This window comes from Streptomyces sp. NBC_01669 (assembly GCF_026339735.1).
In the GTDB taxonomy this organism is placed as follows: Bacteria; Actinomycetota; Actinomycetes; order Streptomycetales; family Streptomycetaceae; genus Streptomyces; species Streptomyces yanii.
In genome coordinates, this window is sequence record NZ_JAPEQG010000001.1 from 1,454,137 (window position 1) to 1,476,826 (window position 22,690).

At 69.4% G+C, this 22,690-nt stretch carries 20 protein-coding genes and 5 pseudogenes; 14 read left to right on the forward strand and 11 right to left on the reverse strand.

Annotation, left to right across the window (positions count from 1 at the left end; all coding sequences use genetic code 11):
- Positions 1-22: 22 nt before the first annotated feature.
- The 3 genes and pseudogenes from OG972_RS06495 to ligD all read right to left on the reverse strand — a co-directional run.
- Positions 23-217, reverse strand: a pseudogene (locus OG972_RS06495) (multicopper oxidase domain-containing protein); the annotation flags it as partial.
- Between the two features lie 33 nt (positions 218-250).
- Positions 251-1,330 (reverse strand): ABC transporter permease, encoded by a 1,080-nt coding sequence (locus OG972_RS06500; protein ID WP_266979128.1) that lies wholly within the window; start codon positions 1,328-1,330, stop codon positions 251-253.
- Positions 1,327-2,349 (reverse strand): non-homologous end-joining DNA ligase, encoded by a 1,023-nt coding sequence (ligD, locus tag OG972_RS06505; protein ID WP_266979130.1) that lies wholly within the window; start codon positions 2,347-2,349, stop codon positions 1,327-1,329. The genes OG972_RS06500 and ligD overlap by 4 nt, the downstream gene beginning before the upstream one ends.
- 77 nt (positions 2,350-2,426) lie before the next feature.
- On the opposite strand from ligD, the gene OG972_RS06510 reads away from it, so the two are divergent.
- Complete coding sequence (locus tag OG972_RS06510) at positions 2,427-3,488, forward strand: ATP-dependent DNA ligase (RefSeq protein WP_266979132.1); 1,062 nt, start codon at positions 2,427-2,429, stop codon at positions 3,486-3,488.
- 501 nt (positions 3,489-3,989) lie between these two features.
- On the opposite strand, the gene OG972_RS06515 is transcribed toward OG972_RS06510, so the two are convergent.
- Both OG972_RS06515 and OG972_RS06520 read right to left on the reverse strand, forming a co-directional pair.
- Positions 3,990-5,009 carry an MASE1 domain-containing protein gene (locus tag OG972_RS06515; RefSeq protein ID WP_266979134.1) on the reverse strand — a complete coding sequence of 340 codons (1,020 nt, stop codon included), beginning with the start codon at positions 5,007-5,009 and terminating at the stop codon, positions 3,990-3,992.
- Positions 5,010-5,098: 89 nt separating this feature from the next.
- Positions 5,099-5,929: a PP2C family protein-serine/threonine phosphatase gene (locus OG972_RS06520; RefSeq protein WP_266979136.1), complete on the reverse strand. Its 831-nt coding sequence runs from the start codon at positions 5,927-5,929 to the stop codon at positions 5,099-5,101.
- Positions 5,930-6,115: 186 nt separating this feature from the next.
- On the opposite strand from OG972_RS06520, the pseudogene OG972_RS06525 reads away from it, so the two are divergent.
- The 4 genes and pseudogenes from OG972_RS06525 to OG972_RS06540 all read left to right on the forward strand — a co-directional run.
- Positions 6,116-6,595 (forward strand): annotated as a pseudogene (locus OG972_RS06525) (helix-turn-helix domain-containing protein); the annotation flags it as partial.
- A gap of 216 nt (positions 6,596-6,811) precedes the next feature.
- Positions 6,812-7,075: a hypothetical protein gene (locus tag OG972_RS06530; RefSeq protein WP_266979138.1), complete on the forward strand. Its 264-nt coding sequence runs from the start codon at positions 6,812-6,814 to the stop codon at positions 7,073-7,075.
- A 97-nt stretch (positions 7,076-7,172) separates the two neighbouring features.
- Positions 7,173-7,286: pseudogene (locus OG972_RS06535) on the forward strand (acyl-CoA synthase); the annotation flags it as partial.
- Between the two features lies 1 nt (position 7,287).
- Positions 7,288-8,268 (forward strand): annotated as a pseudogene (locus OG972_RS06540) (acyl-CoA dehydrogenase family protein); the annotation flags it as partial.
- Positions 8,269-8,597: 329 nt separating this feature from the next.
- Here the strand turns inward: OG972_RS06540 and OG972_RS06545 are convergent.
- Complete coding sequence (locus OG972_RS06545) at positions 8,598-8,783, reverse strand: CsbD family protein (RefSeq protein WP_266979140.1); 186 nt, start codon at positions 8,781-8,783, stop codon at positions 8,598-8,600.
- 288 nt (positions 8,784-9,071) lie between these two features.
- Here OG972_RS06545 and OG972_RS06550 point away from each other — a divergent pair, with 288 nt between their 5' ends.
- A complete protein-coding gene (locus OG972_RS06550; protein ID WP_266979142.1) occupies positions 9,072-9,602 on the forward strand; it encodes a hypothetical protein in 531 nt (176 codons plus the stop codon).
- A gap of 11 nt (positions 9,603-9,613) precedes the next feature.
- On the opposite strand, the pseudogene OG972_RS06555 reads toward OG972_RS06550, so the two are convergent.
- A pseudogene (locus OG972_RS06555) lies at positions 9,614-10,185 on the reverse strand (hypothetical protein).
- Positions 10,186-10,265: 80 nt separating this feature from the next.
- Here OG972_RS06555 and OG972_RS06560 point away from each other — a divergent pair.
- The gene (locus OG972_RS06560) at positions 10,266-11,105 is read left to right on the forward strand and encodes a hypothetical protein (protein ID WP_266979144.1); all 840 of its coding nucleotides are present in this window, start codon (positions 10,266-10,268) and stop codon (positions 11,103-11,105) included.
- 242 nt (positions 11,106-11,347) lie between these two features.
- On the opposite strand, the gene OG972_RS06565 is transcribed toward OG972_RS06560, so the two are convergent.
- Positions 11,348-12,499, reverse strand: a complete 1,152-nt coding sequence (locus OG972_RS06565; protein ID WP_266979146.1) for a luciferase family protein — start codon at positions 12,497-12,499, stop codon at positions 11,348-11,350.
- Between the two features lie 253 nt (positions 12,500-12,752).
- Entirely contained in the window at positions 12,753-13,304 is a 552-nt protein-coding gene (locus OG972_RS06570; protein ID WP_266979148.1) for a DoxX family protein, read from the reverse strand.
- 561 nt (positions 13,305-13,865) lie between these two features.
- On the opposite strand from OG972_RS06570, the gene OG972_RS06575 reads away from it, so the two are divergent.
- Entirely contained in the window at positions 13,866-15,083 is a 1,218-nt protein-coding gene (locus tag OG972_RS06575) for a hypothetical protein (RefSeq protein WP_266979150.1), read from the forward strand.
- A 9-nt stretch (positions 15,084-15,092) separates the two neighbouring features.
- Here OG972_RS06575 and OG972_RS06580 read toward each other — a convergent pair whose 3' ends face one another.
- Positions 15,093-15,308 (reverse strand): hypothetical protein, encoded by a 216-nt coding sequence (locus OG972_RS06580; protein ID WP_266979152.1) that lies wholly within the window; start codon positions 15,306-15,308, stop codon positions 15,093-15,095.
- Positions 15,305-15,970 carry a FadR/GntR family transcriptional regulator gene (locus tag OG972_RS06585; protein WP_266979154.1) on the reverse strand — a complete coding sequence of 222 codons (666 nt, stop codon included), beginning with the start codon at positions 15,968-15,970 and terminating at the stop codon, positions 15,305-15,307. The genes OG972_RS06580 and OG972_RS06585 overlap by 4 nt, the downstream gene beginning before the upstream one ends.
- A gap of 96 nt (positions 15,971-16,066) precedes the next feature.
- On the opposite strand from OG972_RS06585, the gene OG972_RS06590 reads away from it, so the two are divergent.
- Genes OG972_RS06590 through OG972_RS06615 form a run of 6 tightly spaced genes read left to right on the forward strand, consistent with a single transcriptional unit; the run spans position 16,067 to position 22,406 of the window.
- Positions 16,067-17,260 carry an amidohydrolase family protein gene (locus tag OG972_RS06590; RefSeq protein WP_266979156.1) on the forward strand — a complete coding sequence of 398 codons (1,194 nt, stop codon included), beginning with the start codon at positions 16,067-16,069 and terminating at the stop codon, positions 17,258-17,260.
- On the forward strand, positions 17,257-18,873 hold the full coding sequence (locus OG972_RS06595; protein ID WP_266979158.1) for an ABC transporter substrate-binding protein: 1,617 nt from the start codon (positions 17,257-17,259) through the stop codon (positions 18,871-18,873). The genes OG972_RS06590 and OG972_RS06595 overlap by 4 nt, the downstream gene beginning before the upstream one ends.
- Entirely contained in the window at positions 18,870-19,820 is a 951-nt protein-coding gene (locus OG972_RS06600) for an ABC transporter permease (protein ID WP_266979160.1), read from the forward strand. The genes OG972_RS06595 and OG972_RS06600 overlap by 4 nt, the downstream gene beginning before the upstream one ends.
- Positions 19,817-20,629 carry an ABC transporter permease gene (locus tag OG972_RS06605; RefSeq protein WP_266979162.1) on the forward strand — a complete coding sequence of 271 codons (813 nt, stop codon included), beginning with the start codon at positions 19,817-19,819 and terminating at the stop codon, positions 20,627-20,629. Before OG972_RS06600 ends, OG972_RS06605 begins: the two co-directional genes overlap by 4 nt.
- The gene (locus OG972_RS06610; RefSeq protein WP_266979164.1) at positions 20,626-21,591 is read left to right on the forward strand and encodes an ABC transporter ATP-binding protein; all 966 of its coding nucleotides are present in this window, start codon (positions 20,626-20,628) and stop codon (positions 21,589-21,591) included. The genes OG972_RS06605 and OG972_RS06610 overlap by 4 nt, the downstream gene beginning before the upstream one ends.
- Positions 21,588-22,406, forward strand: coding sequence for an ATP-binding cassette domain-containing protein (locus OG972_RS06615; protein WP_266979166.1), 819 nt, complete (start codon positions 21,588-21,590; stop codon positions 22,404-22,406). The genes OG972_RS06610 and OG972_RS06615 overlap by 4 nt, the downstream gene beginning before the upstream one ends.
- The last annotated feature ends 284 nt before the right edge of the window (positions 22,407-22,690 follow it).

Genomic DNA, 22,690 nt, shown 5'->3' on the forward strand with positions numbered 1-22,690 from the left:
TGTCGGCCTCGGTCCGTCGGCCTCAGGTCTTGTCCGTCATCGCCTTGTCGTTCATCGGTGTGTCGGCCTTCATGTCATGCATGGCATGGGGGTCGTAGCCAGGGACCGTGCCGTCCGCCTTGGCGACCAGCAGCAGTCCGGCCATACCCATGTCGGAATGGCTCTGCACATGGCAGTGGTACATCCAGGCACCCGCGCCCACGTATTCGCCCGCGATCCGGATCAAGGAGCTGTAACCGCTCGGGGAAGGTCAGGAGGCTGTGGCCGCATGCTGAGGCATGCCGTCACGGCCTCCGGGGTGCCGGTGGCGCCATACCCAGAACACCGTGCAGGAGACCAGTGACCAGCCGGCGAGCACCAGGTAGGGAAAGATCCGCTGGTGCCCCTGGTAGTAGACGGCGGCGTGCTGGGCGTTGACCGAAGCGCCCGGGGGGAGCCAGCGGCCGATGAAGCCCAGCACCGACGGCAGCAGCGGCCAGGACACCGCACCGCCGGAGGACGGGTTGCCGAGCAGCACCATCAGTCCCCAGGTGGGGATCATCGCCCAGCGCCCCATCAGGGCGTTGAACATGGTGAAGACCATGCCCGTGGTGAACATCGTGAAGGCGAGGATCATCCACGACTGGACGAACGGCAGATCGACGGAGCCGAGCAGCCAGTCCACCACGGCGGCGATCGCGAAACCGCCGAGCAGCGCGTACGCGACGGTGAAACCGATCCGCTCCAGCGGGTTCAGCCCCTTGGCGTGCACGCTCAGCTGGATGGCGCCGACGAAGCCGATGATGACCGCGGCGAGCGAGATGTAGAAGAGAGCAAGGCCACGGGGATCACCCCGCTGCAGTGGTTTCACATCGGTGACCTTGACCGGCACATGCGTCGCTTCCGCCACCTTCAGTGCGGACTCTGCGAGCAGCTGGGCGACCGAGGCTCCGGACGCGCTCGCGACATCGAGGGCGACCCCGCCGTTCGCGGACCACAGGACGGCGAAGACCTTCTGCTCCTCCAGGGCGATGCGGGCCTCGGCTTCGGTGGCGTAATCGCGCAGCACCAGCGAGGTGTCGAGCGCGACCTCCAGCCGGGCGAGGAAGGCCTTGTCGCGCAGCGAGTCGAGGCCGCCGACCACGGCGGCCGGGATGTTGCGCGGGGTCGGATTGGCCATCGCGTACGTGTACGACCCGGCGAAGAGACCGGCCGCCGCCGCAATGATGAACAGCAGCACGACGGCGGGCAGATACGGCGACTCCTTGAACGCCGCCCAGCTGTCACCGCGGGTCCGGGGGCGGGCGTGTTCCCCGTGCGGCGTGACGGGCTCCAGGTCGGGCGCGCTCATGCCTCCCCGTCCTCGTCGCGCCGGGCGCGGCTCGGCTGGACCCGCTTGGGTTCGCCGGGCATCTTCGGGTACTCCGGCGGGTAGGGCATGTCGCCGAGCCCGCGCTCCCGCTCGTCCCGGTCCGCCAGTTCCAGCAGCCGGTCGAGCCGGAAGGCGTGGTCGTCCATGTCCGCGTGCACGTCGCCGACCTCCCTGTACCGCTTCGGCATGGTGCGGATGTCGAAGTCCTGCGGCTCGGCGTCGTCGATCTCGTCCCATCGCAACGGCGCCGAGACCGGGGCGTGCGGGTGGGGCCGCACGGAGTAGGCGGAGGCGATCGTCCGGTCGCGGGCGGTCTGGTTGAAGTCGACGAAGATGCGTTCGCCGCGCTCCTCCTTCCACCACGCGGTGGTCACCCGGTCCGGCATCCGGCGTTCGAGTTCGCGCCCGGCCGCGATGGCCGCGCGACGGACCTCGGTGAAGGTCCAGCGGGGTTCGACGGGGACGAAGACGTGGATGCCGCGGCCGCCGGAGGTCTTGGGCCAGCCGCGCAGACCGTGGTCGTCGAGGACGACGCGCAGCTCATGGGCGGCGGTGACGGCGTCGGCGAAGTCCGTGCCGGGCTGCGGGTCGAGGTCGATGCGGAGCTCGTCCGGGTGGTCGGTGTCGGCTTTCCGTACCGGCCAGGGGTGGAAGGTGAGTGTGCCGAGGTTGGCCGCCCACAGGACGGCGGCGAGTTCGGTGGGGCAGATCTCGTCGGCGGGCCGGCCGCTGGGGAAGGCGATGCGGGCGGTGGGGATCCAGTCGGGGAGGTTCTTCGGGGCGCGCTTCTGGTAGAAGAAGTCGCCGTCGACACCGTCGACGAAGCGCTGGAGTGTGGTCGGCCGGTCCCGCAGGGCGCGCGTGATCCCGGCGCCCACGGAGAGGAAGTACTCGGCGACGTCCCTTTTCGTGTAGCCCTTCTCCGGGAAGTACACCTTGTCGGGGTTGGACAGCCGTACCGCCCGTCCGTCTGCATCCAGCTCCACCGCCGCGCCCATGGGGCCACGGTAGGCCGGGAGCTCGCATATGCCGCATATCGGGAGCCGTGTCGAGGTATCCGGGCAAGAATCGGTCCATGGATCTGCCAGTGATGCCGCCCGTGAAGCCGATGCTCGCCAAGTCCGTGTCCCGGATCCCGCCGGGCATGCAGTACGAGGCCAAATGGGACGGCTTCCGGGCGATCGTGCACCGCGACGGCGACGAGGTGGTGATCGGCAGCCGCACCGGCAAGCCGCTCACCCGGTACTTCCCCGAGCTGGTCACGGCGGTCCGGGAGAATCTGCCGCCGCGCTGTGTGATCGACGGCGAGATCGTCGTCGCGTACGACGGGAAACTGGACTTCGACCGGCTCAGCGAACGCATCCATCCGGCCGATTCACGGGTGCGGCTGCTCGCCGAGCAGACGCCGGCCAGTCTGGTCGCCTTCGACATCCTCGCGGTGGGCGACGACTCGCTGCTCTCCACCCGGCAGGCGGACCGCCGGGCCGCCCTGGAAGCGGCGCTGTCCGGTGCCTCGGCCCCCGTCCATCTCGCCCCCGCGACCACCGACCCGGCCGTCGCCCACGAGTGGTTCGCACGGTACGAGGGTGCCGGGCTCGACGGTGTCGTCGCCAAGCCGCTGGATCTGCCGTACCGCCCGGACGTCCGCGTCATGTACAAGATCAAGCACGAGCGGACCGCCGACTGTGTGGTGGCGGGATACCGCTACCACAAGAGCGGACCGGTCGTCGGCTCGATGCTCCTCGGCCTGTTCGACTCCGAGGGCGCCCTGCAGCACGTCGGGGTCTGCGCGGCGTTCTCGATGAAGCGCCGCGAGGAGCTGGTCGCCGAGCTGGAGCCGTTGCGGACGGAGTTCGCCGACCATCCGTGGGCGGCGTGGGCGGATGCCGCCGCGCACGAGACAGCCCGGCTGCCCGGTACGCCGAGCCGCTGGTCCGGGAAGAAGGACCAGTCATGGGTGGCGCTGCGTCCGGAGCGGGTGTGCGAAGTCGGTTACGACCACATGGAGGGCGACCGGTTCCGGCACACGGCCCAGTTCCGCCGGTGGCGGCCCGACCGTACACCCGGGAGCTGCACCTACGCACAGCTGGAAGAAGTGGTGCGGTACGACCTGGCCGAGGTGCTGTCAGCCCGCTGATGCCGCGCCCGACGGGGTGGCGCAGGGGTCGTCGCCCGGGCTCGGGTCCGGTGACGGCGAGTCCGTGGCCCCGGCCGTGTCGGTCGGATCCGGCGACGGGCTGTCCGTCGGGCAGCCGGGGTCCGTCGTACCCGGATCGGGCTCCGAGGTGGTGGGGTTCGGGTCGGGGCTCGTCGTCCCGGGGCGGTGGTGGCCGTCCGCTGTCGGTCGGATCGGGGCTGCCGGGATCGGTCGGGTCGGCGGAGCCGCCCGGGTCCGGCGAACCGGAGTCCGTCGGCGACGGGGCAGGGGAGCCCGAGGACGTGGGGTCCGTCGGATGGGTGGGCTTCGGACCGATGATGATGCCGTCGCTCGGGCTGCTGTCGGAGTAGTGGCACTCCGCGGCCCGGTAGTCACTGCCGGAGTCACTGCCGGGTGCGAGACGGAACGACCGGTGGGCGACTCTCCTGGAGAGGGTTGCCCCACCGGGGCGCGTACGGAGAAGTCGTCGGCCGGGCATCCCTAACGATCGTCGGCACGGCCGTCCGGGTCGTCGGGGTCGTCGGACGTCAGCCACTGGTCGGTGACCGGGTGGTCCGGCATGGCCGCCACCATGTCGGTGAGCCGTGCGCAGAGACGCTTGATCTCGTCGTGGGTGCGGTTTCGCTCGGTGATGACCGCCGCGAGCAGCAGCGCGGTCAGTGCCGTGGCGCCGTTGAAGGCCTGGAGCGTGACCATATTGGTGAAGAGGTCCTTATGGGCGAACGGACCGGCCCCGCGACCGGCGGCCAGAATCGCCAGTGTGGAGACTCCGAGCGCACACGACGCGGCGCCGGCGCGTTCGAAGCGGAACGCGGCCCAGATCAGGAACGGGAAGACAAGGAAGAGCAGGGTGGCACTGCTGCCGCCCGTCACCAGGAGCGTGATCGCAAGGGTGCCGAGCAACAGGGTCGCCGCTTCGACCCACCGCAGGAGTGCCACACCCCGAGGCCACCGCGCCTCGCGAAGGACGAGCAGAAACGGTGCGACGACCAGCACACCCATGGCGTCGCCCGTCCACCACACCGACCACGTGGGCCAGAAATCGCCTGCGGACAAGGCGCCGGAGAGCACCAGCACGCTGCTGCCCACGGTCGCACTGATGAGCATCCCTCCCAGGGCACCGATGAAGACCAGCGCCAGCGCGTCGCGCAGCCGGTCCAGGTCGTTGTGGAACCCCGCACGCCGCAGCATCAGGTAGGAGCAGACCGGTGCGAGCGTGTTTCCCACCATGATGACCAGAACGGTGAGAGCCGTCGGCCCGATGGACACGTTCGCCAGAAACGCCCCGATCGCAATGCCCGGCCAGACCCGGAGTCCGAAGACCAGCAGACCGGCCAGGGCAATGCCGGTAGGGGGCCAGAGCGGCGTGACTTGTCCGCGCACCAATTGTTCGAGCAGGCCCAGCCGGGCGGCACCGTAGTAGGCGGCTGCGACAGCGAGGACCAGGAGAGTCGCGACGCCCTTGCGCCGAAGCTCCGGATTGGTCACCACGGCAGTCATCAGACACCACCTGGAAGGGCTCTTCCGGCCAGGACACGCCGGGAGCCACCTCGGTCGCTGCAGCGCGGAGCATGCATCGCGTGCCGTGGCTACCCTGCGCTGGGGAGGCCGGCATATCGAACGACGAGGACGGCGGCATCGTCGCAGTGGCCCGTCAGATCGGCCACCTTCACCACTTCACGAGCCAGGTCGTCGGGGTCGCCGTCGTAACCACGGCACACCCGCCGCACCACCTCCTCCAGCCCTTTCTCGATCGGGTAGGTCGGTCCTTCCACCACCCCATCGGTGACCATGACCAACGATCCCGGCTCCTCCAGCCGTCTTCGCGTCACCGGATAGATCTCCCCGGGGAGAATGCCGAGGGGCGGGCCGCCGCTGTCGAGGATGATGCCGGAGTGACCGGCGGACGTGGCCCAGACCATCGGAATGTGGCCTGCCCGGGAGATGGCGAGCGCGCCGCTGAGCGGGTCGAAGGTCAGGAAGCAGCAAGTCGCGAAAAGGCCGCAGCCCATGGAAATGAGCAGATCATTGGCGCGGCTCAGCACCTCGCCCGGATCGGTCGTGGCGCAGGCGAGGGCCCTCAGGCTGGTGCGGGCCTGTCCCATGAAGGCAATGGCTTCCACGTCGTGACCCTGCACGTCACCGATGGCGATCCCGACCGCCCCGTTCGTCATCGGAAAGGCGTCGTACCAGTCGCCCCCGACATCGAGACCGTCATGCGAAGGGGTGTAGCGGGCCGCAATGGCCAGGCGGGGCAGCTGCGGAAGCTGGGGCGGGAGCAGATGGCGCTGCAATGCCTCGGCCAGTTCCACACGCGCCCGCTGGATCCTGATCCGCTCCAGCGCCTGGTCGACAAGACGCCCGAGGGTGAGCAGGGCTTCCTGGGCGCTGTCGGGATGGGTGGTGCGGTGTCGGCGCATGGCCCCTCCGGGGGCGTTCCTACATGACCCGTATACCACCTTAGTTCTCTTCGCGCCTGGGGGCCGGACTACTGACCGACGGTGCAGGAGACCTCGACGGATGGGGTCACGGTTGTTCATGCGACTCGTCCGACGTAGGCGGACCACTCACCACCGGATCCGGTCCCGACGACGAGGCCGTCGTCCAGACGCACGCTCGACCACGCGCTCCTGGGCACCCACGCGGCCATCGGCCTGACCGTTCCGACCGTCCTCGCCTCCGACTCGATCCGCTGGGCCCGCCGGGTCCTCGAACTCATCGATACAGGCGTCATCGACGACGCGCCCGTCGTCCTCCGCGAGGACCACCTCATCACCCTGTGGCTTCTCTCCGACCCGGTCCTCCTCGACCAGCTCGCCCGGCGCGAACTCGCGCCCATCGCGGAGATCAGCGCCAACCGGCGCGAACGGCTGATCGAGACGCTGCGGATCTGGCTCGAAACCCGCGGCACCGCCGCCCAGATGGGCGAGCTGCTCGACGTGCACCCGCAGACGGTCCGTTACCGGATGCGCAATCTGGAGACCATCTTCGGCGAGCAACTCGTCGACCCCGAGTCGCGGTTCTCGACCGAGGCAGTGCTGCGTGCGATGCAGCTGCGCACCCGCAGCGACGACGCGCCCCTCTGATCGGCGCAGCGCGGATTCCGACCGAGCACGTACCTCACGTGGAGTCAACTTACTTACGGGTAAGGGGAAATAGCCGGTCACTCTCAAACGGTTGCCAGACGGAGACGTTCTCAATGAGAAACCCGGAACTGCGTCCCGTTACATAAGGAGGAGTCGACCGCCCACCCGGCGGCCGCTGAGCACCACCTCCTGGTCAACCATCCGAGAGGGCCCCCCATGACCGCCTCGCACCTCCTCGTCCCCGTGCCGATCCCGGACCGGGTCGCCGAACTGATCGGGTCCTGCATCCCGCCGCACATCGTGCAGGCGGAGTTCGACGCCGAGTGCGCCGCCCGGGAGGTCCGCAGGTTCCGCGGCCCCCGGCTCGGCATCGAGGATCAGGCCGATCGCGAACAGGCCTTGTCCGAACTGGCCCGGGCCAACAAGGTCCTGGCCGCCCACCATCCCCGACTGGCGGTGCGCCCCGGCAGCTCCTGGTGACTCACCCGCATCCCGCCCGCTCCGCGCCTCCCTCGCGAAGGGACGGCACCCCCCTACCTTACCCGAAAGTAAGTTTACTTCAGAGTAAGGAACTGGCGTGGCCGACAACAGCAGCGGCAACCTCATCGACGATCTGGCCGGGCTCGACTTCTCGGCCGTCTCCCCCAAGGAGTTCGCGCGGATCGTCAAGGGACTGTCCGCCAAGCAACTCGGCGCTCACCGAGGAGCAGCAGGACCTGCGCAACTGGGTGCACGGCTTCGCCGCCCAGGCCGTCCGCCCCGCGGCCGCCGAATGGGACGAGCGGGAGGAGACCCCCTGGCCGGTCATCCAGGAGGCGGCGCGGATCGGTCTGTACGGTTTCGAATCGCTCGCAGACATGTACGGCGACCCCAGCGGGCCCTCTCTCCAGATCGCCAACGAGGAGCTGTTCTGGGGCGACGCCGGGGTCGGCATGGCGCTCTTCGGCACCTCCCTCGCCGTCGCCGGAATCTTCGCCTCCGGCACGCCGGACCAGTTCACGGAGTGGGTTCCGCAGTGTTACGGGGACAAGGACGACCCGAAGGTCGCGGCATTCTGCGTCTCCGAACCGCAAGCGGGATCGGACGTCTCAGCGATGACCACCAAGGCCCGTTACGACGAGGCCCGCGACGAGTGGGTTCTCTCCGGGCAGAAGGCGTGGATCACCAACGGCGGCATCGCCGAGGTGCACGTGGTCGTCGCCTCCGTCGATCCACAGGCGGCGTTGGCGACCTTCGAGGTCAGCCGCCCGACCGTCGGCGCACAGGCACTGGGCATCGCGCGCGCGGCGTACGAGTACGCGTTGGAGTACGCGGGAGAGAGGGAGGCGTTCGGCCGGCCCATCATCGAGAACCAGTCGATCGCGTTCGCCCTCGCCGACCTCCGGACCGAGATCGAGTCCGTACGGCTGCTGATCTGGCAGGCCGCCTGGATGGCCCGCAACGACCGGACCTTCGACGCGGCACAGGGATCCATGTCCAAGCTGCGGGCGGGCGAACTGGCCGTCGCGGCAACGGAGAAGGCCGTTCAGATCCTCGGCGGCGCCGGGTACAGCAGGGAGCATCCGGTGGAGCGGATGTACCGCGACGCCAAGATCTACACGATCTTCGAGGGCACCAGCGAGATCCAGCGTCCGGTGATCGCGCGGGCGATCTCCGGGCGGCACATCCGCTGAGAACGGGTCGTCAGTGCCCCGCGGCGGACTGTACGGATGCCGGGCAAGGATCTTCAGCTCGAAGCACATGCCACCGCCGGGCACCACACCTCCGTGGACGCCTCCGGAGACCGGCCCGGCAGCCGACCGCGCCCGAGCCCCCCGCCCGTGCGGGCGAGGGGCTCTCTGCGGGCGTGATGCCTGGGGCCTCTCGTCTGGATCCTGCCGGGCTCACGGGGTCCGGTACGCACATCTGCCGCGTTGTCGTCGGTCGACGACGCTCCGCTCCCCGATCCAGCCTCATCCGAACGAAATACCCTAGTGCCCCTCCCGGCGGGCTTTGCCGGTCACTAGTCGTGCTTGAGGGAGTCCTTCACACCCTTCACGCTTTCGCCCGCGTGGTGGACGGCACCCTTGACCTGCCCTTTGGCCTGGTCCGTCTTGCCTTCGACCTTCTTGCTTCGGTCGCCGGTCATCTTGCCCATGGCTTCCTTGGCCTTGCCCTTGGCCTTGTCCTTGGCGCTTCCGCTACTCACTACAGCTCCTTGGATCGTACGGATTGTGCCTGCCCAACGTAGGACATATCCGCCCATATCGCCTGCGGTGAGATGGGCGACCCCACCGTTCCGCCACCCGAACCCGTTGTGGCACCGGCGCCGAACCGTAAGGGCGGCCATGCGCCCACCCCGGCCACCCCTCAGCGCCGATCGAGACGCCGTCAGGGGTGGCCGGGCGAGACGCGAAACCCTACGATCACATGCGACCGGCGCACGGGGGGCGACGTCGGCCACACCATCGCATGCGTGCCCCCAGAGGGAGATTCCATGCGACCAACCACCCTTTCCTCGCTGGCAGTCGTCACGACACTCGCCTCGGCACTGCTGGGTGCCGTGCCCGCCTCCGCGGAGACCGCAGCACCCGGGAAGGACGGCTGGGTGCCCGCCCCCACCCCATCGTTCGACTATCCGGCCGGAGCCCGCTGTGACTTCCCCATCCACACCGAACCGATCGTCGACGAGGTCGTGAAGAAGGTACTGGTCGCCCGTCCGGACGAATCCCCCTCGAAGATCGCGTTCAGGGGCGATCTGGTCGTCCGGGTCACCAACACCGACACCGGCGCCTCCTACGACGCCGATGCCGGTGGCAGCGCGATCGTCGACATCCACACCGACCACTCGCAGCTCTGGCACGTAGTCGGGCCGGTGCTCGTCGGCGTGGGTGAGAACAACGGCAATCTGCCACGCGGCGAATACCGCATCGACGGCGTCTACACCCTTGCCATCAGCTCCACCGGGTACAGGACGCTGAATATGTTCAACGGGTCCACGGACGACGTCTGTTCGCGCATCGGCTGAGGGTCGCTCGGTCAACCGGAGGCGGGGGTGAACCGGACCGACAACGATTGCGGACCCCTGGTGAAGACGCCCCGTTCAGCGGGGGTGAATCCGTCCGCGAGACGCAGGTCGGGCATCGCGTCCAGCAGTTGGGTGACCGCGGTCTCCACCTCCGCCCTGGCCAGCAGCGCCCCGACACAGAAGTGCCGGCCGAGCGCGAACGCCAGAAGGTGTCGATCAGTTCGCGCGCGTTGCGTTCGATGACCGGCAGGAACTTCTCCTGGAGGTCGGTGCCACGGAAGGCGGGGGCGACCAGGGCCCGGCGCACCGTGTGCTCACGCCCGCTGAGCTGCAGGATCGTCCGGCCGTGCACCGGTTCGATCTGCCAGTCGTAGTTGTCGGTGGTGAACTCTCCCGCCTTGTCCTTGAAGACCCGCTCGACGTCCTCGTACCGGGAGACGAGGTAACTGTCCGTGGCCTCGTGGTGGATCAGCGGGGCGCTCTCCCTCATGGTCCGGTAGGCCCCGTAGGGGTCGGCGGCGAAGGCGGGCGAGAGAATGTCGGGCAGTGGCGACACGTGCGACTCCTGTGGGGCAGAGGTCATGATGCTCCGACGTGGTGAACGAGCAACGCCATCAAGGTTATTGATCCGCTGTCCGCCTCCAAACCCCCTGGGAGAACGTCATGCCCGCCGGTCCGCGCCTGTCCGTCCTCTTCGTCACCGACCTCGCGTACCAGGCGCGCGGCCGCCGCTACTGCGACGAGGACATCTTTCTCACCTCGCGGCTGCGCGAGGAATTCGATGTCGCGCTCTGTCATCCGCGCGACGCGGCCGCGCTGCTCGACGGCTTCGACGCCGTCGTTGTCCGCAACAGCGGGCCGGTGCTGCACTACCAGGAGGCGTACGACGCGTTCTGCGCCCGCGCCCGCGAGCGGAAGGTGCCGGTGTACAACCCGCTGACCGGGCGCGGTGACATGGCGGGCAAGCAGTATCTCGTCGATCTGAGCGCCGCGGAGTACCCGGTGATCGCGACCGTGGACCGGGTGGGCGATCTGGGGCTGCTGCCCGGGGCAGCCGAGTATGTGATCAAGCCGAAGCTGGGCGCGGACTCGGTCGGGCTGCGCTTCGTCACGCCCGACGCGCTCGCGGCCGAGGTGGGCGCCGAGCCGGACGGCAGCGTGCTCGTCCAACCGAGGATCGACTTCCGCTACGAGGTGTCCTTCTTCTTCATCGACCGCGACTTCCAGTACGCGCTCTACGCACCGCACCCCGAGCAGCGCTGGGTACTGGACCAGTACGAGCCGACGACGGCGGATCTGGACTTCGCTCGCCGGTTCGTGGAGTGGAACGACCTCGCGCACGGCATCCAGCGCGTCGACGCGTGCCGGACGGCGGACGGTGACCTGCTGCTCGTCGAGCTGGAAGACCTCAATCCGTATCTCTCGCTGGACCGGGTGACGGACGAGGTGCGGGAGGCGTTCGTGGCCCGGATGAAGACGTCGATACGGGCCCTGCTGCGCTGACCCGTCCGGTCGTCCCCCGCATGCGGACCCGGACCGTCTCCGGCGCCCGGCCGGAGCGGGTCGAGGAACGGCTCTGGATTCCCACGGCGCCCGGCCCGACAGCTGGGCGTCATCCGCGCCGATTTCGCGCTGCCCGACCGGCACGGCGCGTCACGCGGGGCTGCCACCCCGTAGCCATCACCTCTCCGGCCGTCGCGGCGCGATCAGACAGAAGGCGCCACTCCGGTACCGAGCTGCTCGCGTCATTCCGTGGTCGGGCGGTGCCGGCCGGAGGCCCAGGTGTGACTGGTGGCGACGATGGACGTGACGATGTCGAGTTCGGCTTCGTCCCGAGGCCCGTAGACAAGCACCATGCCCGGAGCGAGCCGGACTCCGGCGAGCGGATGTGCCACGGCCCAGCCGTGCGCGACCGCGTCGGCAGCCAAGTGCACAGGCAGCGCGACATGCAGCGAACCGTCGGGGTCAGGGTGCAGGTGGGCGAACTCCCCGGCATGCGGTACGAGGAACGCGTCGTCGGGTCCGGCCTGCGGTGCCGTGACCATGAATCCACGCGCGCCCGGGACAGAGAGGGCGGACTGACGGCTGTGCACGCCGGGTAGCGCGCTCAGTCGGGCGAACAGCTTCTCCTGCACCTCGACAGGTGCGTTGTCGGTACGTTGCCGCTGGGGAATCGTCGTACTGACGTCGGGACGCGGACCGGTCCGGTCCGGAAGGTCCCCGGGCAACGTCTCCCAATGAGCCGGCGCAGGTACCGGTCCGCCCTGCCGGGCGAGGAAGGCTGCCCGCTCGACCAGCCAGCCTGCCAGGGCCGCCAGCGCGTCACGGGCGATTCCATGGCCGACCTGGTCACGCCGGGAGATCGCAGGTGCCCCCGACTCGACAGTCAGGTAGCGCCATGTCCGGTCGAGCAGGTCGCGGGGAATGACCTGGTCGTAATCGCCTTGTGCGACGAAGACGGGCACTCCGGCGAGCCGTCCGGCATCGGTGGGAACCCCTGCCTCGAACGGCAACGTTCCGTACAGGATCGCCGCACCGGCGAACCGCGCGGGATCGTCCAGCAGAAGACCCCCCGCGAAGGCGGCTCCACCGCTGAAGCCGACGAGAATGACCGGGCGGTCCGGCGGGGCGATGCCGTCGAGCCACAGCCGGAACCAGTCCATGGTGGCCCGCAGCGACTCCGCGACGGGACGGCCGATGCCACGGTTGGCAAACCAGGCGAAGCCGCCGTGTTCAGCGATAGGAGCGCGAACCGCCGCGTAGGAGAGGCCACGGGGCAGAGCGTCCGCCAGTCCGATGATCTCGGTCTCACGCGAGCCGCGGCCGTGCAACAGAACGACCAGTGGCCCCTCCGCGTCTCCTCGGGTCACCACAACAGGTGTGTCGAAACGGCTCACCACGCGCCTCCCGTATCAGTGCCGTGGGTCGGTGTCGCAGGAGTAGTGCTCACGAATGCTGTCCTTTCAGGCGGTGGGGCCGAGCAGTGCCCGGCCGGTCCGCCGAGGCCGGTTGTTGCCGGCGGTGGGTGAAATGGTGAAAAGGCCCGGCTCGTGATCACGATCCGTGTCCTGGACCGCCCGTCCGGGCAGCTCGTGCGCGACGGACGAAGCCGAGAACGTTGCTGGAGAAGTGCACAGCGAACAACTGTGGTCAGTTACGGATGAGCAGCACGAGAGCAGCGATCACAGCGGCAAGCACCAGGGCCGCGACGCCGTATCCAAGCCGATGGGCCCGCAGCCCGGGGAGAAAACGGTCGACGGCGAACCTGCCCGGCCCGGTGAGGGCCAGCCCGGCCGCACCCGCGGACAGCAGGAGTTCGTACTCGACACCCGTCGGGGCGAAGAAACCGCCGCCCCACTTGACTGCGAGCGCGTTGATCATTGTGCCGAGCACGGCCGCGCCCGCGAGCGGCGTGAGCAGCCCGAACACAAGGCCGAGTCCGCCGAGGACTTCACTGAGTCCGGCAATCAACGCCATGGTTTCGCCGGAAGGGTAGCCACTCATGGTGAAGAACTGACCAAAGCCTTCAAGCCCGCCGCCACCGAACCAGCCGAAGAGTTTCTGCGCGCCGTGGGCGGCCACTGTCAGACCGAGGGCCAGGCGCAGGATCAGCAGCCCCACATCGTAGGCATGCAGAGAGGGGCCCTCCGCGCGGGCGTCGGAGGAGGTGGTGGTGGCGGCGGTGCGCAGGGTGGAGGTCATTTTTACACGTGCCCTTCCGCAGGGAGTTGAAGTTGAACTTTCAAACGTTAGGGGAAGCTTACCTGTTGCGTGAAACTTCAAGCAACTTCTGTTCGTCGCCACGATGCCCTCCTGAGATCCCGGCGGTCTGCCGCCTGGCTCTACGGCCGTACCGTCGGCCGAGGTGGCAGACCACTCGCAAGGACCGCGGCCCTGCCGCCTCCCACCCGGGTCCGACAGGCTGCCGCCGGTACACCCCGGTTGTCCCCACGTCGTCCTCGTCGACAGCGCGAGGAGCGCAGCATCCGCCGGCGTTCGCCGGACCCGGAATCGGGCAGGACAGTCACGGTGACGCCCTACGGCGAGGACAACTGGTGCCGTAATGTGCCCACAATCAGCGGCACCACCGCAACGCGTCTCTTCCTCGATGGTCAGGAGCCGGTCGACCCATCGGTCGCGGACCACCCAGTGCGTCTCCGCGGCCACCGGCGGCCGGTATGTGGCGCGTGTCGACGACGCGCACATCCATTACGGGGTGCCGGCTGTCACGTATGTATTCGCGAGACAGTGATGAGGGAGCGTATGAGGGGCGGGATCGGGGACGTCGTCCGCGGGGGCGTGTGCCTGCTGCTGGCCGCCGTGCTGCTGGGGGCGGCCTGGCCGCTCTGGCAGCGGGCGGAACAACTGCGCGCCGACGACGTGGACTTCGCGAAGGTGGCGGTGGTCGAGGACGGGCACCCCACCGACCGGCTGAAGGTGTGCGGGGACCGCTATCTCAAGCCGTACTGCATGCAGCGGGAACACGTCACTGTGCGGGACACCGACTACGAGCTCAAGCGCGCGTCCACGGTGTACACGCTGGAGCTGACCCGGGCGGACAAGCGCGCGATGGAGCTGCGCTACCGCGACCACCGCTCGCACGAGGAGCGGGACTCGGTATACGGGCGGGCACGGGCCGGGGAGCCGGTGACTCTGTTGTGGTGGCGCGGATCGGTACGGATGATCCAGGCCGGTGAGGGCGACGACACCACCACCGTGCGCACCGGCCACTACCCGGGACGGCTCTTCAGCGGGCTCGCCGCCCTGACCTCCGCGCTGTGCGGGATCGGTCTCGGGCCGCTGTGGGCAGCGCTGTGGCTGCTGCTGCGCGGGCGGCGCAATCCGCTGACGATGGCCTGGCAGTGGCTGGCACCGGCCCTCGCGCTGGGGGCCGCGGGCGGTGTCGGCGCGGTGGTGGCGCTGATCGCGCCGCGGCCCGACGCGGTGGTGCGGGGCTTCGCGGTGGCGGCGGTGGCACTGCTGGTACCGACCCTGCTGTGGCTGCGGTGGTGGACGCGGACGCGGCTGCCGCGCAAGTGCGAGGTGGAGCCGGTCGAACCGGTCGAGGTGCACGCGGTGGACGGCGCCGTCGCAGGAACGGGCCCGTGGAAGCTGGACATCAAGGGCCCGCTGTACGTGGGGCCCGGGGTGCTGGGCACAACTCCCGACCCCTGCGCGAAGGTGGCGTTGAAGCCGCTGCCGGGCCCGCTGCGGGTGCTCGCCGTACGGCCGCCGTTCCGCAGTGATCCGCGGGCGGTACGGCGGTACTCGATCACCCCCTACATGAACGAGGAAGCGCGCGCGAGAAGACCGAAGGGCCGGTACCAGCAGGTGGGGGCAGAGGCGACCCATCCACTGGTCGCCGTCTGCGAGGTACTGGACGGACCGGGGCGTGGCTCGCGGGTGCTGATAGGGGCGCCGGAGCAGGACATGCCCGAGGTGCTGGGAGCCATCGCCGCGCACGCGCGGCGATGGCGCTGAGCCAGTACGTCAGCAGCACCTGTACCGTGCGATCGTCGCGCACGCGCGAGGATGGCCGACGGCGCACGCCCCGGCCACGTCGATGGCGTGGGCGCTGCCGACGACCGCCCTGTCGACCGGACCGAGCAAATCGCGGGCACCCCAGCCGCCGGGCAGGTCGCCCAGTGTCTCGTCCATGGTGACGACCAGGTCGGCGTTGTGGATCGGCAGATCGGCAATGGTCACGGTTCCCCGTCGGTGTAGTCGTCCAGGATGGACAACGCCGCGGCGGTCGCGGCGATCGGATCGCCGGCGAGTACGGCCTCGAACAGCGCGGTGTGGAACGGGTCGTCGCCCGCGTCGTCCATGCACTGGTTGGCCTTGACGGTCTCCCACAGGGCGTCGCTCATGTTCCGGTAGAGGTCACCGAGCAGCCAGTTGTGGGAAGCCTCGGCGATGTACAGGTGGAAGTCGACGTCGGCGTCGGTGAAGGCGTCCAGGTCGGCCGCCCGGCCTGCGACAGCGCGACGTTCCATGGCTTCCCGGAGCTTGTCCAGGTCCTCCTCGGTGCGCATGGTCGCGGCCAGTCGGGCCGCAACGATGTCCAGACCCCGCCTGACGTCGAGGATATCGGCGGTCTCGGCCCGGCCGAGGTGGCGGCGGAGCGCGACCTGGCCCTCGTCCGTGGCGGTCACGTAAGTGCCGTCGCCCTGACGGGCGGTCAGCAGCCCGGCGTGAATGAGCACGCGGACAGCCTCGCGGATCGAGAGCCGGCTTACGCCCAGAGTCTCGGCGAGTTGGCTCTCCGGGGGGATCCGGTCACCGACCTGCCAGGCGCCCCGGGAGATTTCCTTTCGCAGTTCGATGATCAAGGTGTCGACGATCGACACTCGTCCAACTGGCTTCACCCAAACCCCTTCTCAGTCATCTGATGACCTGATAACTATATGAATCCCCTGGGCTGGGGTCCAGTCCTTCCGACAGATTCAAGGGGGTAACGACCCGTGGGTCACGTGCTGTTCACCCGAGTCCGCCCGTACGGCGGCGCCCTTCGCGACCTTCTCGTGACCGATGGCCGCATCGCTGCCATTGATCCCACGAACCGGCCGGAACATGTTCAAGTCGTCGAGGGTGGCGGCGCACTCGCGCTGCCCTCACCGGTCGACGCGCACATCCACCCCGACAAGTCGACCTGGGGCCAGCGCTGGCTGAGCCGGGAACCCGCCGAGACCCTGCGCGAGCTGATCGACGGCGACGTCGCCACGCGGATGCGGATGGCCGCCTCGGTCGAGGAGCGCGCCGGTGCTCTCATCGCCCACGCCGTCGGCCGGGGGACTCGGGCGATGCGTGCGCACGCCGATGTCGCACCGGTCTACGGAATGTCCAACGTGCACGGGGTCCGTGCCGCCGCCACGCCCTTCGCCGAGGCCATGGACCTTCAGGTGGTGGCCTTCCCCCAGCTCGGCCTGCTCACCGAGCCCGGCACCGCCGACCTGCTGGAACAGTCACTGAAGGAAGGGGCCGACATCATCGGCGGCCTGGACCCGATCGGCGTCGACGGCGACCTCGACGGCCACCTGGACCTCCTGTTCGGCATGGCGGAGCGGACCGGCGCGCCGATCGACATCCATCTGCACGACCGCGGTCGTCCGGGCCTGGCTCAGGTCACCGAGATCGCGCGCCGCACCCGGACGGCCGGCATGCAGGGAAAGGTCACCATCAGCCACGCCTTCTGCCTGGCCGAATGCGACCCGGCCGAGCTGGAGCGAACAGGTGAGCTGCTCGCCGACGCGGGAGTGGCGCTGACCACCTGCGCGCTGGGAGACGAACCGGTCGTCCCGTTCCCGCCGCTGCGCGCCCGCGGAGTGCTGGTCGCCGCGGGTTCCGACGGCGTACGGGACCCGTGGACGCCGTTCGGCGACGGCGACATGATCACGCGGGCGCACCTGCTCGCCTACCGCACCGACGCCAGGACCGACGAGGAACTGGCGGCCTGCTACGCCGTCGTGGCGCACGGGGGCGCCGACCTCCTCGGTCTGGACCGGGCCGACCTGCGGGTCGGCGATCCGGCCGACTTCGTCCTGCTGACCGGGGAGACGGTCGCGCAGGCCGTCGTGGACCGTCCCCTGCCCGGCATGGTCGTACGCGCCGGGAACGTCATTGCTCGTGCCGGTCACCTCGAGAGGAATCCCCGATGAAGCGTCGTACTTTCCCCCTGGCGGCGGGCGGCCTCGCGCTCGCCCTGACCGCCTGCGGCGGCTCGGCCGGGACCACACCGCACGCTGTCGACAAGCTCGACCTGAAGACCACGACCGCACCGGCCGGCCACGGCCTGGACAAGATCACCTGGAATCTGCCGTACGAGCCGCAGACCCTGGACCCGATCCGTTCCTTCAACTACGCCGAGAACACGGCCCTCGCCAACATGTGCGAGAGCCTGATGCGGCTCACACCCGACCTGAAGATCGAGCCGGGGCTGGCCGAGAAGGCGGCGAACCCGACCCCGACCACCTGGGTCTACACGCTCCGCAAGGACGTGACGTTCTGGGACGGCACCCCGCTGACCGCCGACGATGTGGCGGCCAGCCTGAACCGCCATCTCGATCCCGCGCTGGGCACGTGGTGGAGCGACTACTTCCGCACGGTCGACTCGATCAAGGCAACCGGGCCGCGCCAGGTCACGGTCGTCCTCAAGCAGCCCGACGTGCTGTTCAACCAGGCCATGGCCACCGCGGCCGGGGCGGTGGTGGAAAAGTCCTTCCTCAGCAAGGCCGGCAAGGACCTCGGCTCGCCCAAGAGCGGGGTCATGTGCACCGGGCCCTTCAAGTTCACCGGCTGGACGTCGGGCAACTCCATGACGCTGACCCGCAACGACACCTACTGGGACACCGCGCTCAAGGCCAAGTCGAAGTCGCTGGTGTTCCGCTTCATCGCCGACGAGACGACCGCGGTCAACGCGCTGCGCTCCGGCGAGATCGACGGACAGTACTTCTACCTGCCGCCCGCCGGGCTCGGCCAACTCCAGAAATCGCCCACCGGCTCGGTCACGCTCGGCCGCTCGCTCACCTTCTGGACCCTGCTCGGCGCCGCCAAAACCGGCCCGTACGCGGACCCGCGGGTCCGCGGGGCGCTGTCGGCAGCCCTCGACCGCGCGGCGATCGCCAAGGTGATCTTCCAGGGCGCCGCCTCCCCGGACCGCGCCCTGGCCAACCCCGACTACTGGGGTTACTCCACCGACAGCTTCCGGAAGGCCTACGACACCCTGCCGGCCGGTGGCGCCGACCTGGCCAAGGCCAACAAGCTGCTCCAGAAGACCGGCAAGCCCTCCCAGCCCATCACCATCGGCATCCAGGGCAGCTCGGCGGTGCACGAGCAGACCGCCAACCTCCTCAAGGCCACCGGCGAAGCGCTCGGCCTCAAGATCAATATCAAGGTGATCCCGGTCGAGCAGTACGGCAACCTGTACAGCGACCCGAAGGCCCGCACCGGCATCGACGCCTTCCTGAGCACGTGGTACGGCAACGTGCCCGACCCGCTGGACGTCTACCGTGTCTTCACCAAAAACGGCCGGTCCAACTTCAACAACTACCCGGCCGTCGACGCCGACATCATGAAGGCCCAGGCCGCGTACGACCCGGCCGAGCGCGCGGCGCTCGTCACCGGCATCCAGGCCAAGGTCACCCGCGACGTCCCCTGGACGCCGCTCAACAACCTGCCCGTCATCCTTTACATGAACAAGCGGGTCACCGGCGCGGTCGCCTCCTTCCCCTACCTCTACTACCCCTGGGCCGCCGGGCTCGGTGCGCGATGAGCTGGCCCCTCTTCCTGGCGCGGCGGCTGGCCGCGCTCGTGGCGGTCCTCCTCGTCGCCTCGTTCCTGGTCTACGGGCTGCTCTATCTGGTCCCCGGCGGGCCGATGGCCTTCCTGCTGGGCAATCGGAGCGGCAGCCCCGAACAGATCGCCGCCATCCGTCATGAGTACCGGTTGGACGATCCGTTCCTGATCCGCTACTTCGGCTGGCTGGGCGACGCACTGCGCGGCGACTTCGGCCAGTCCCTGGTCTACCGGCAGGACGTCTCCGACCTGATGTCCACGCGGCTGGCGACCACCGGGCTGCTCGTCCTCTACGCCACCGTGATCATCGTGGTGGCCGGCGTCGGACTCGGCGTCCTGGGAGCGCTGCGGCGCGGCACGGTCGACGCGGTCATCTCCCTGGTGAACAGCATCTTCCTGGCCACCCCCACGTTCGTCGTCGGAGTCCTGCTGGTCATCGTCTTCGCCCTCGGACTCGGCTGGTTCCCGGTCTTCGGCCCGGGGGCAGGACTGCCGGACCGCCTCTACCACCTGACGCTCCCGGCGATCGCTCTCAGCCTGGGCAGCGCCGCCTTCCTCGCCCGGATCACCCGGGCCTCGGTGGGAGAGGAACTCCGCCGGGAACACGTGGAGACCGCGCGCAGCCGCGGCTTCTCCCAGAGCCACATCGTCCGCAGGCACGTCCTGCGCAACGCCTCCATCCCGGTCGTCACCGTCACCGGCCTCACCGTGGCCGGCCTGATCGCCGGCTCGGTCGTCGTGGAGAACATCTTCGCTCTGGACGGACTCGGTTCCCTGCTCGTCCGGGCGATCCTCCAACGGGACTTCGCGGTGGTCCAAGGCGTCGTGCTGGTCCTCGTCACCGCGTTCGTCCTCATCAACCTGGCGGTCGACGTCTGTTACTCCCTCATCGACCCGCGTCTGTCTCCCGGGGAGGCGACATGAAGGCACGCCTGGGCCCTCTGGGGCTGGCCACCGTACTGCTGCTCGGCGTCCTTGCCGTGGTGACCGCCTGCGCACCGCTGCTGGCCCCTCAAGATCCGAATCAGCCCGACCTCTTCAACGCGCTGGCCGGCAGCTCCGGAACCCATCCGCTCGGCGGCGACGCACTCGGCCGAGACGTCCTGTCCCGACTGATGTTCGGTGCCCGTACGACGCTGCTGGGCCCGCTGTTCACCATCGTGCTGTCCACGGCGGCGGGCACGGTGCTGGCGGTCACCGCCGCCTGGGCCGGCGGCCGGGTGGACGCGGTCATCTCCCGGCTGCTCGACGTGCTGTTCGCGATACCGGGCATCGTGTTCGCCCTGGTGACCGTGGCGGTCCTCGGACCCGGCATGACCGGTGTGGTCGCCGGCCTGGCCGTCGCCTACACCCCCTACGTGGCCCGGGTCGTGCGCAGCGCGGCCCTCCGCGAGCGCAATCTCCCCTACATCGCGGCCGCCTGGGTCCAGGGCAGATCAGCCGTCGCCATCTGCAGCCGCCATCTGCTGCCCAACCTGCGGCCGATCATCGTGGCCCAGTCGGTGTCCGCGCTCGGCTTCGCGATCATCGACGTGGCTGCGATCTCGTTCCTCGGCCTGGGCGTACAGCCGCCGACCGCGGACTGGGGACTGATGGTCAAGAACGGACTGGACAGCGCAGTACGCGGCCAGCCGATGGAGGCGGTCAGCGCGGGTGTGCTGATCGCGCTCGTCGTGGTGGCGGTGAATCTGCTCGGCGACCGGCTCGGCAGGCAGGAAGGTGATCTGAGGTGAGCAATGATCTTCTGGTCCTGGACCAGGTGAGGCTCGACATCCCGGCCGGCCGAGACTGGCGGACACTGGTCGAGAACGTCAGCCTCACCATCGCCCCGGGCGAGGCCGTCGGGCTGGTCGGCGAGTCCGGATCGGGCAAGTCGATGACGGCCCGCTCCGTGCTACGGCTGGCCCCGCCCGGTGCCCGGCTCAGCGGCCGGATCGAGTTCGACGGCACCCCGGTCCTGGACCTGGGCCCGCGCGACCTACGTGCCCTGCGGACCCGCCGGATCGCGATGATCTTTCAGGATCCACGTGCGCACATCAACCCGGTCCGCAGTATCGGCGACTTCCTCACCGAGGCCATGGTCACCCACCTGTCGGTACCGGCGCGGGAAGCGCACGCCAGGGCCGTACGGCTGCTCGCCGATGTCGGTATCGCCGACGGTGAGCGCCGTATGCGGCAGCATCCGCACGAGCTGTCCGGCGGGCTGCTGCAGCGCGTCATGATCGCGTCGGTGCTGGCCGTGGAACCCGACCTGGTACTCGCCGACGAGCCCACCACCGCACTGGACGTGACCACCCAGTCGGAGGTCATGGCCATCCTGGACGACCTCCGCAGAGAACGCGGCATGGCCATGCTGCTGATCACCCACGACCTCGAGCTGGCGGCCGCCACCTGCGACCGCATCGCCGTCATGTACGCCGGGCGGATCCTGGAGGTGCAGTCCGCCGAGACACTTGTCCAGACGCCCCGACACCCCTACACCACGGGGCTCATGGTCTCCCGGCCCAGCATCGACCGGGTCGCGCACCGATTGCCGGTCATCGCCGGACGGCCGGTCGCCGCCTTCGAGGCAGGGGCGGGCTGCGCGTTCCAGCCGCGCTGCACCCAGGCCGGACCGGAGTGCCTGACCGGCCGGCCCCCGCTGCGGGAGCTGGCCGGCGCCCATGTCGCCTGCGTACGAGCGGAGGAATCGTGACCGAGATCCTGGTCAGGGCCGATGGGCTGCAGAAGGTCTTCGGGAAGGACATGGTCGCCGTCGACGACGTGTCCTTCACGGTCGCCCGCGGTCAATCGCTGGCGGTCGTGGGGGAGTCGGGCTCGGGCAAGACCACGGTCGCCCGCATGCTGCTCGGGCTGGAGACCCCCACCGGCGGGACGATCAGTGTCTGCGGGCGCGTCCGGCAGGGCCGCGCGGGTTCGGCCGAGCGCCGTCGCCGGGCCCGGGAGATCCAGATCGTGTTCCAGGACCCGTACTCCTCCCTGGACCCGCTGCAGCACATCGGCGATGTCATCGAGACCGGCCTCGCCCTGCACTTCCCACTGACGGCGACGGAGCGGCGCACCCGCGCCCTCGAGCTGCTGGAGGCGGTGGGGCTGACCGAACGGCATGCCGTGATGTTGCCCCGCCAGCTGTCCGGCGGGCAGCGGCAGCGCGTCGCCATCGCCCGGGCCATCGCCGTCGAACCGAAGGTGCTCGTCCTGGACGAGGCGGTCGCTGCGCTGGACGTGTCCATCCAGGCCCAAATCCTCAACCTGCTCGCCGACATTCGGGAACGGACCGGCATCAGCTACGTGTTCATCTCCCACGACCTGGCCGTCGTCAACCAGATCAGCGACACCGCCATCGTGATGGCCGCCGGCCGGGTGGTCGAACGCGGCCCCACCGCCGAGCTCCTGCGCACCCCCCAGGAGGACTACACCAAGGCGCTCCTGGCCGCCGTCCCCCGCCCCGGCTGGAAACCCCGCCGCCGCACCCCGTCGCCCAGCGGTTCCCCGGCCGGAACCCCGTAACCGTCCATGCCGGGCATTCCTGGTGAGCCGCCTGTTTCCTTCCGACGCGCTCCACGGTGTCCGTTCACCGCACGGACTTGGTCTGCGGTGGCGTCGGTCTCGTCCTTGCGCGGGGCAGGCGGACCGCGTCGAGCGCAGTCCAGGACGTGCGCCCCGGCTCCGGGGTCGCGACGAAAGAACTCGGAAGGCCCGGGGCAGAACAGCTGCTCCGGGCTGGTGGCACAGCGCCTGCACGGGGGCCACTCGCCCCGGCAAAAAAGCACCGCTGCCCAGGAGAGTGGCGC

Bases quoted from the DNA above. Each gene is read 5' to 3' on its own strand.
- OG972_RS06600 (WP_266979160.1), top strand. From the start codon at position 18,870: ATGAGCTGGCCCCTCTTCCTGGCGCGGCGGCTGGCCGCGCTCGTGGCG.
- OG972_RS06510 (WP_266979132.1), top strand. From the start codon at position 2,427: ATGGATCTGCCAGTGATGCCGCCCGTGAAGCCGATGCTCGCCAAGTCC.
- ligD (WP_266979130.1), bottom strand. From the start codon at position 2,349: ATGGGCGCGGCGGTGGAGCTGGATGCAGACGGACGGGCGGTACGGCTG.
- OG972_RS06515 (WP_266979134.1), bottom strand. From the start codon at position 5,009: ATGACTGCCGTGGTGACCAATCCGGAGCTTCGGCGCAAGGGCGTCGCG.
- OG972_RS06560 (WP_266979144.1), top strand. From the start codon at position 10,266: ATGCCCGCCGGTCCGCGCCTGTCCGTCCTCTTCGTCACCGACCTCGCG.
- OG972_RS06570 (WP_266979148.1), bottom strand. From the start codon at position 13,304: ATGACCTCCACCCTGCGCACCGCCGCCACCACCACCTCCTCCGACGCC.
- OG972_RS06500 (WP_266979128.1), bottom strand. From the start codon at position 1,330: ATGAGCGCGCCCGACCTGGAGCCCGTCACGCCGCACGGGGAACACGCC.
- OG972_RS06575 (WP_266979150.1), top strand. From the start codon at position 13,866: ATGAGGGGCGGGATCGGGGACGTCGTCCGCGGGGGCGTGTGCCTGCTG.
- OG972_RS06550 (WP_266979142.1), top strand. From the start codon at position 9,072: ATGCGACCAACCACCCTTTCCTCGCTGGCAGTCGTCACGACACTCGCC.
- OG972_RS06520 (WP_266979136.1), bottom strand. From the start codon at position 5,929: ATGCGCCGACACCGCACCACCCATCCCGACAGCGCCCAGGAAGCCCTG.
- OG972_RS06595 (WP_266979158.1), top strand. From the start codon at position 17,257: ATGAAGCGTCGTACTTTCCCCCTGGCGGCGGGCGGCCTCGCGCTCGCC.
- OG972_RS06605 (WP_266979162.1), top strand. From the start codon at position 19,817: ATGAAGGCACGCCTGGGCCCTCTGGGGCTGGCCACCGTACTGCTGCTC.
- OG972_RS06530 (WP_266979138.1), top strand. From the start codon at position 6,812: ATGACCGCCTCGCACCTCCTCGTCCCCGTGCCGATCCCGGACCGGGTC.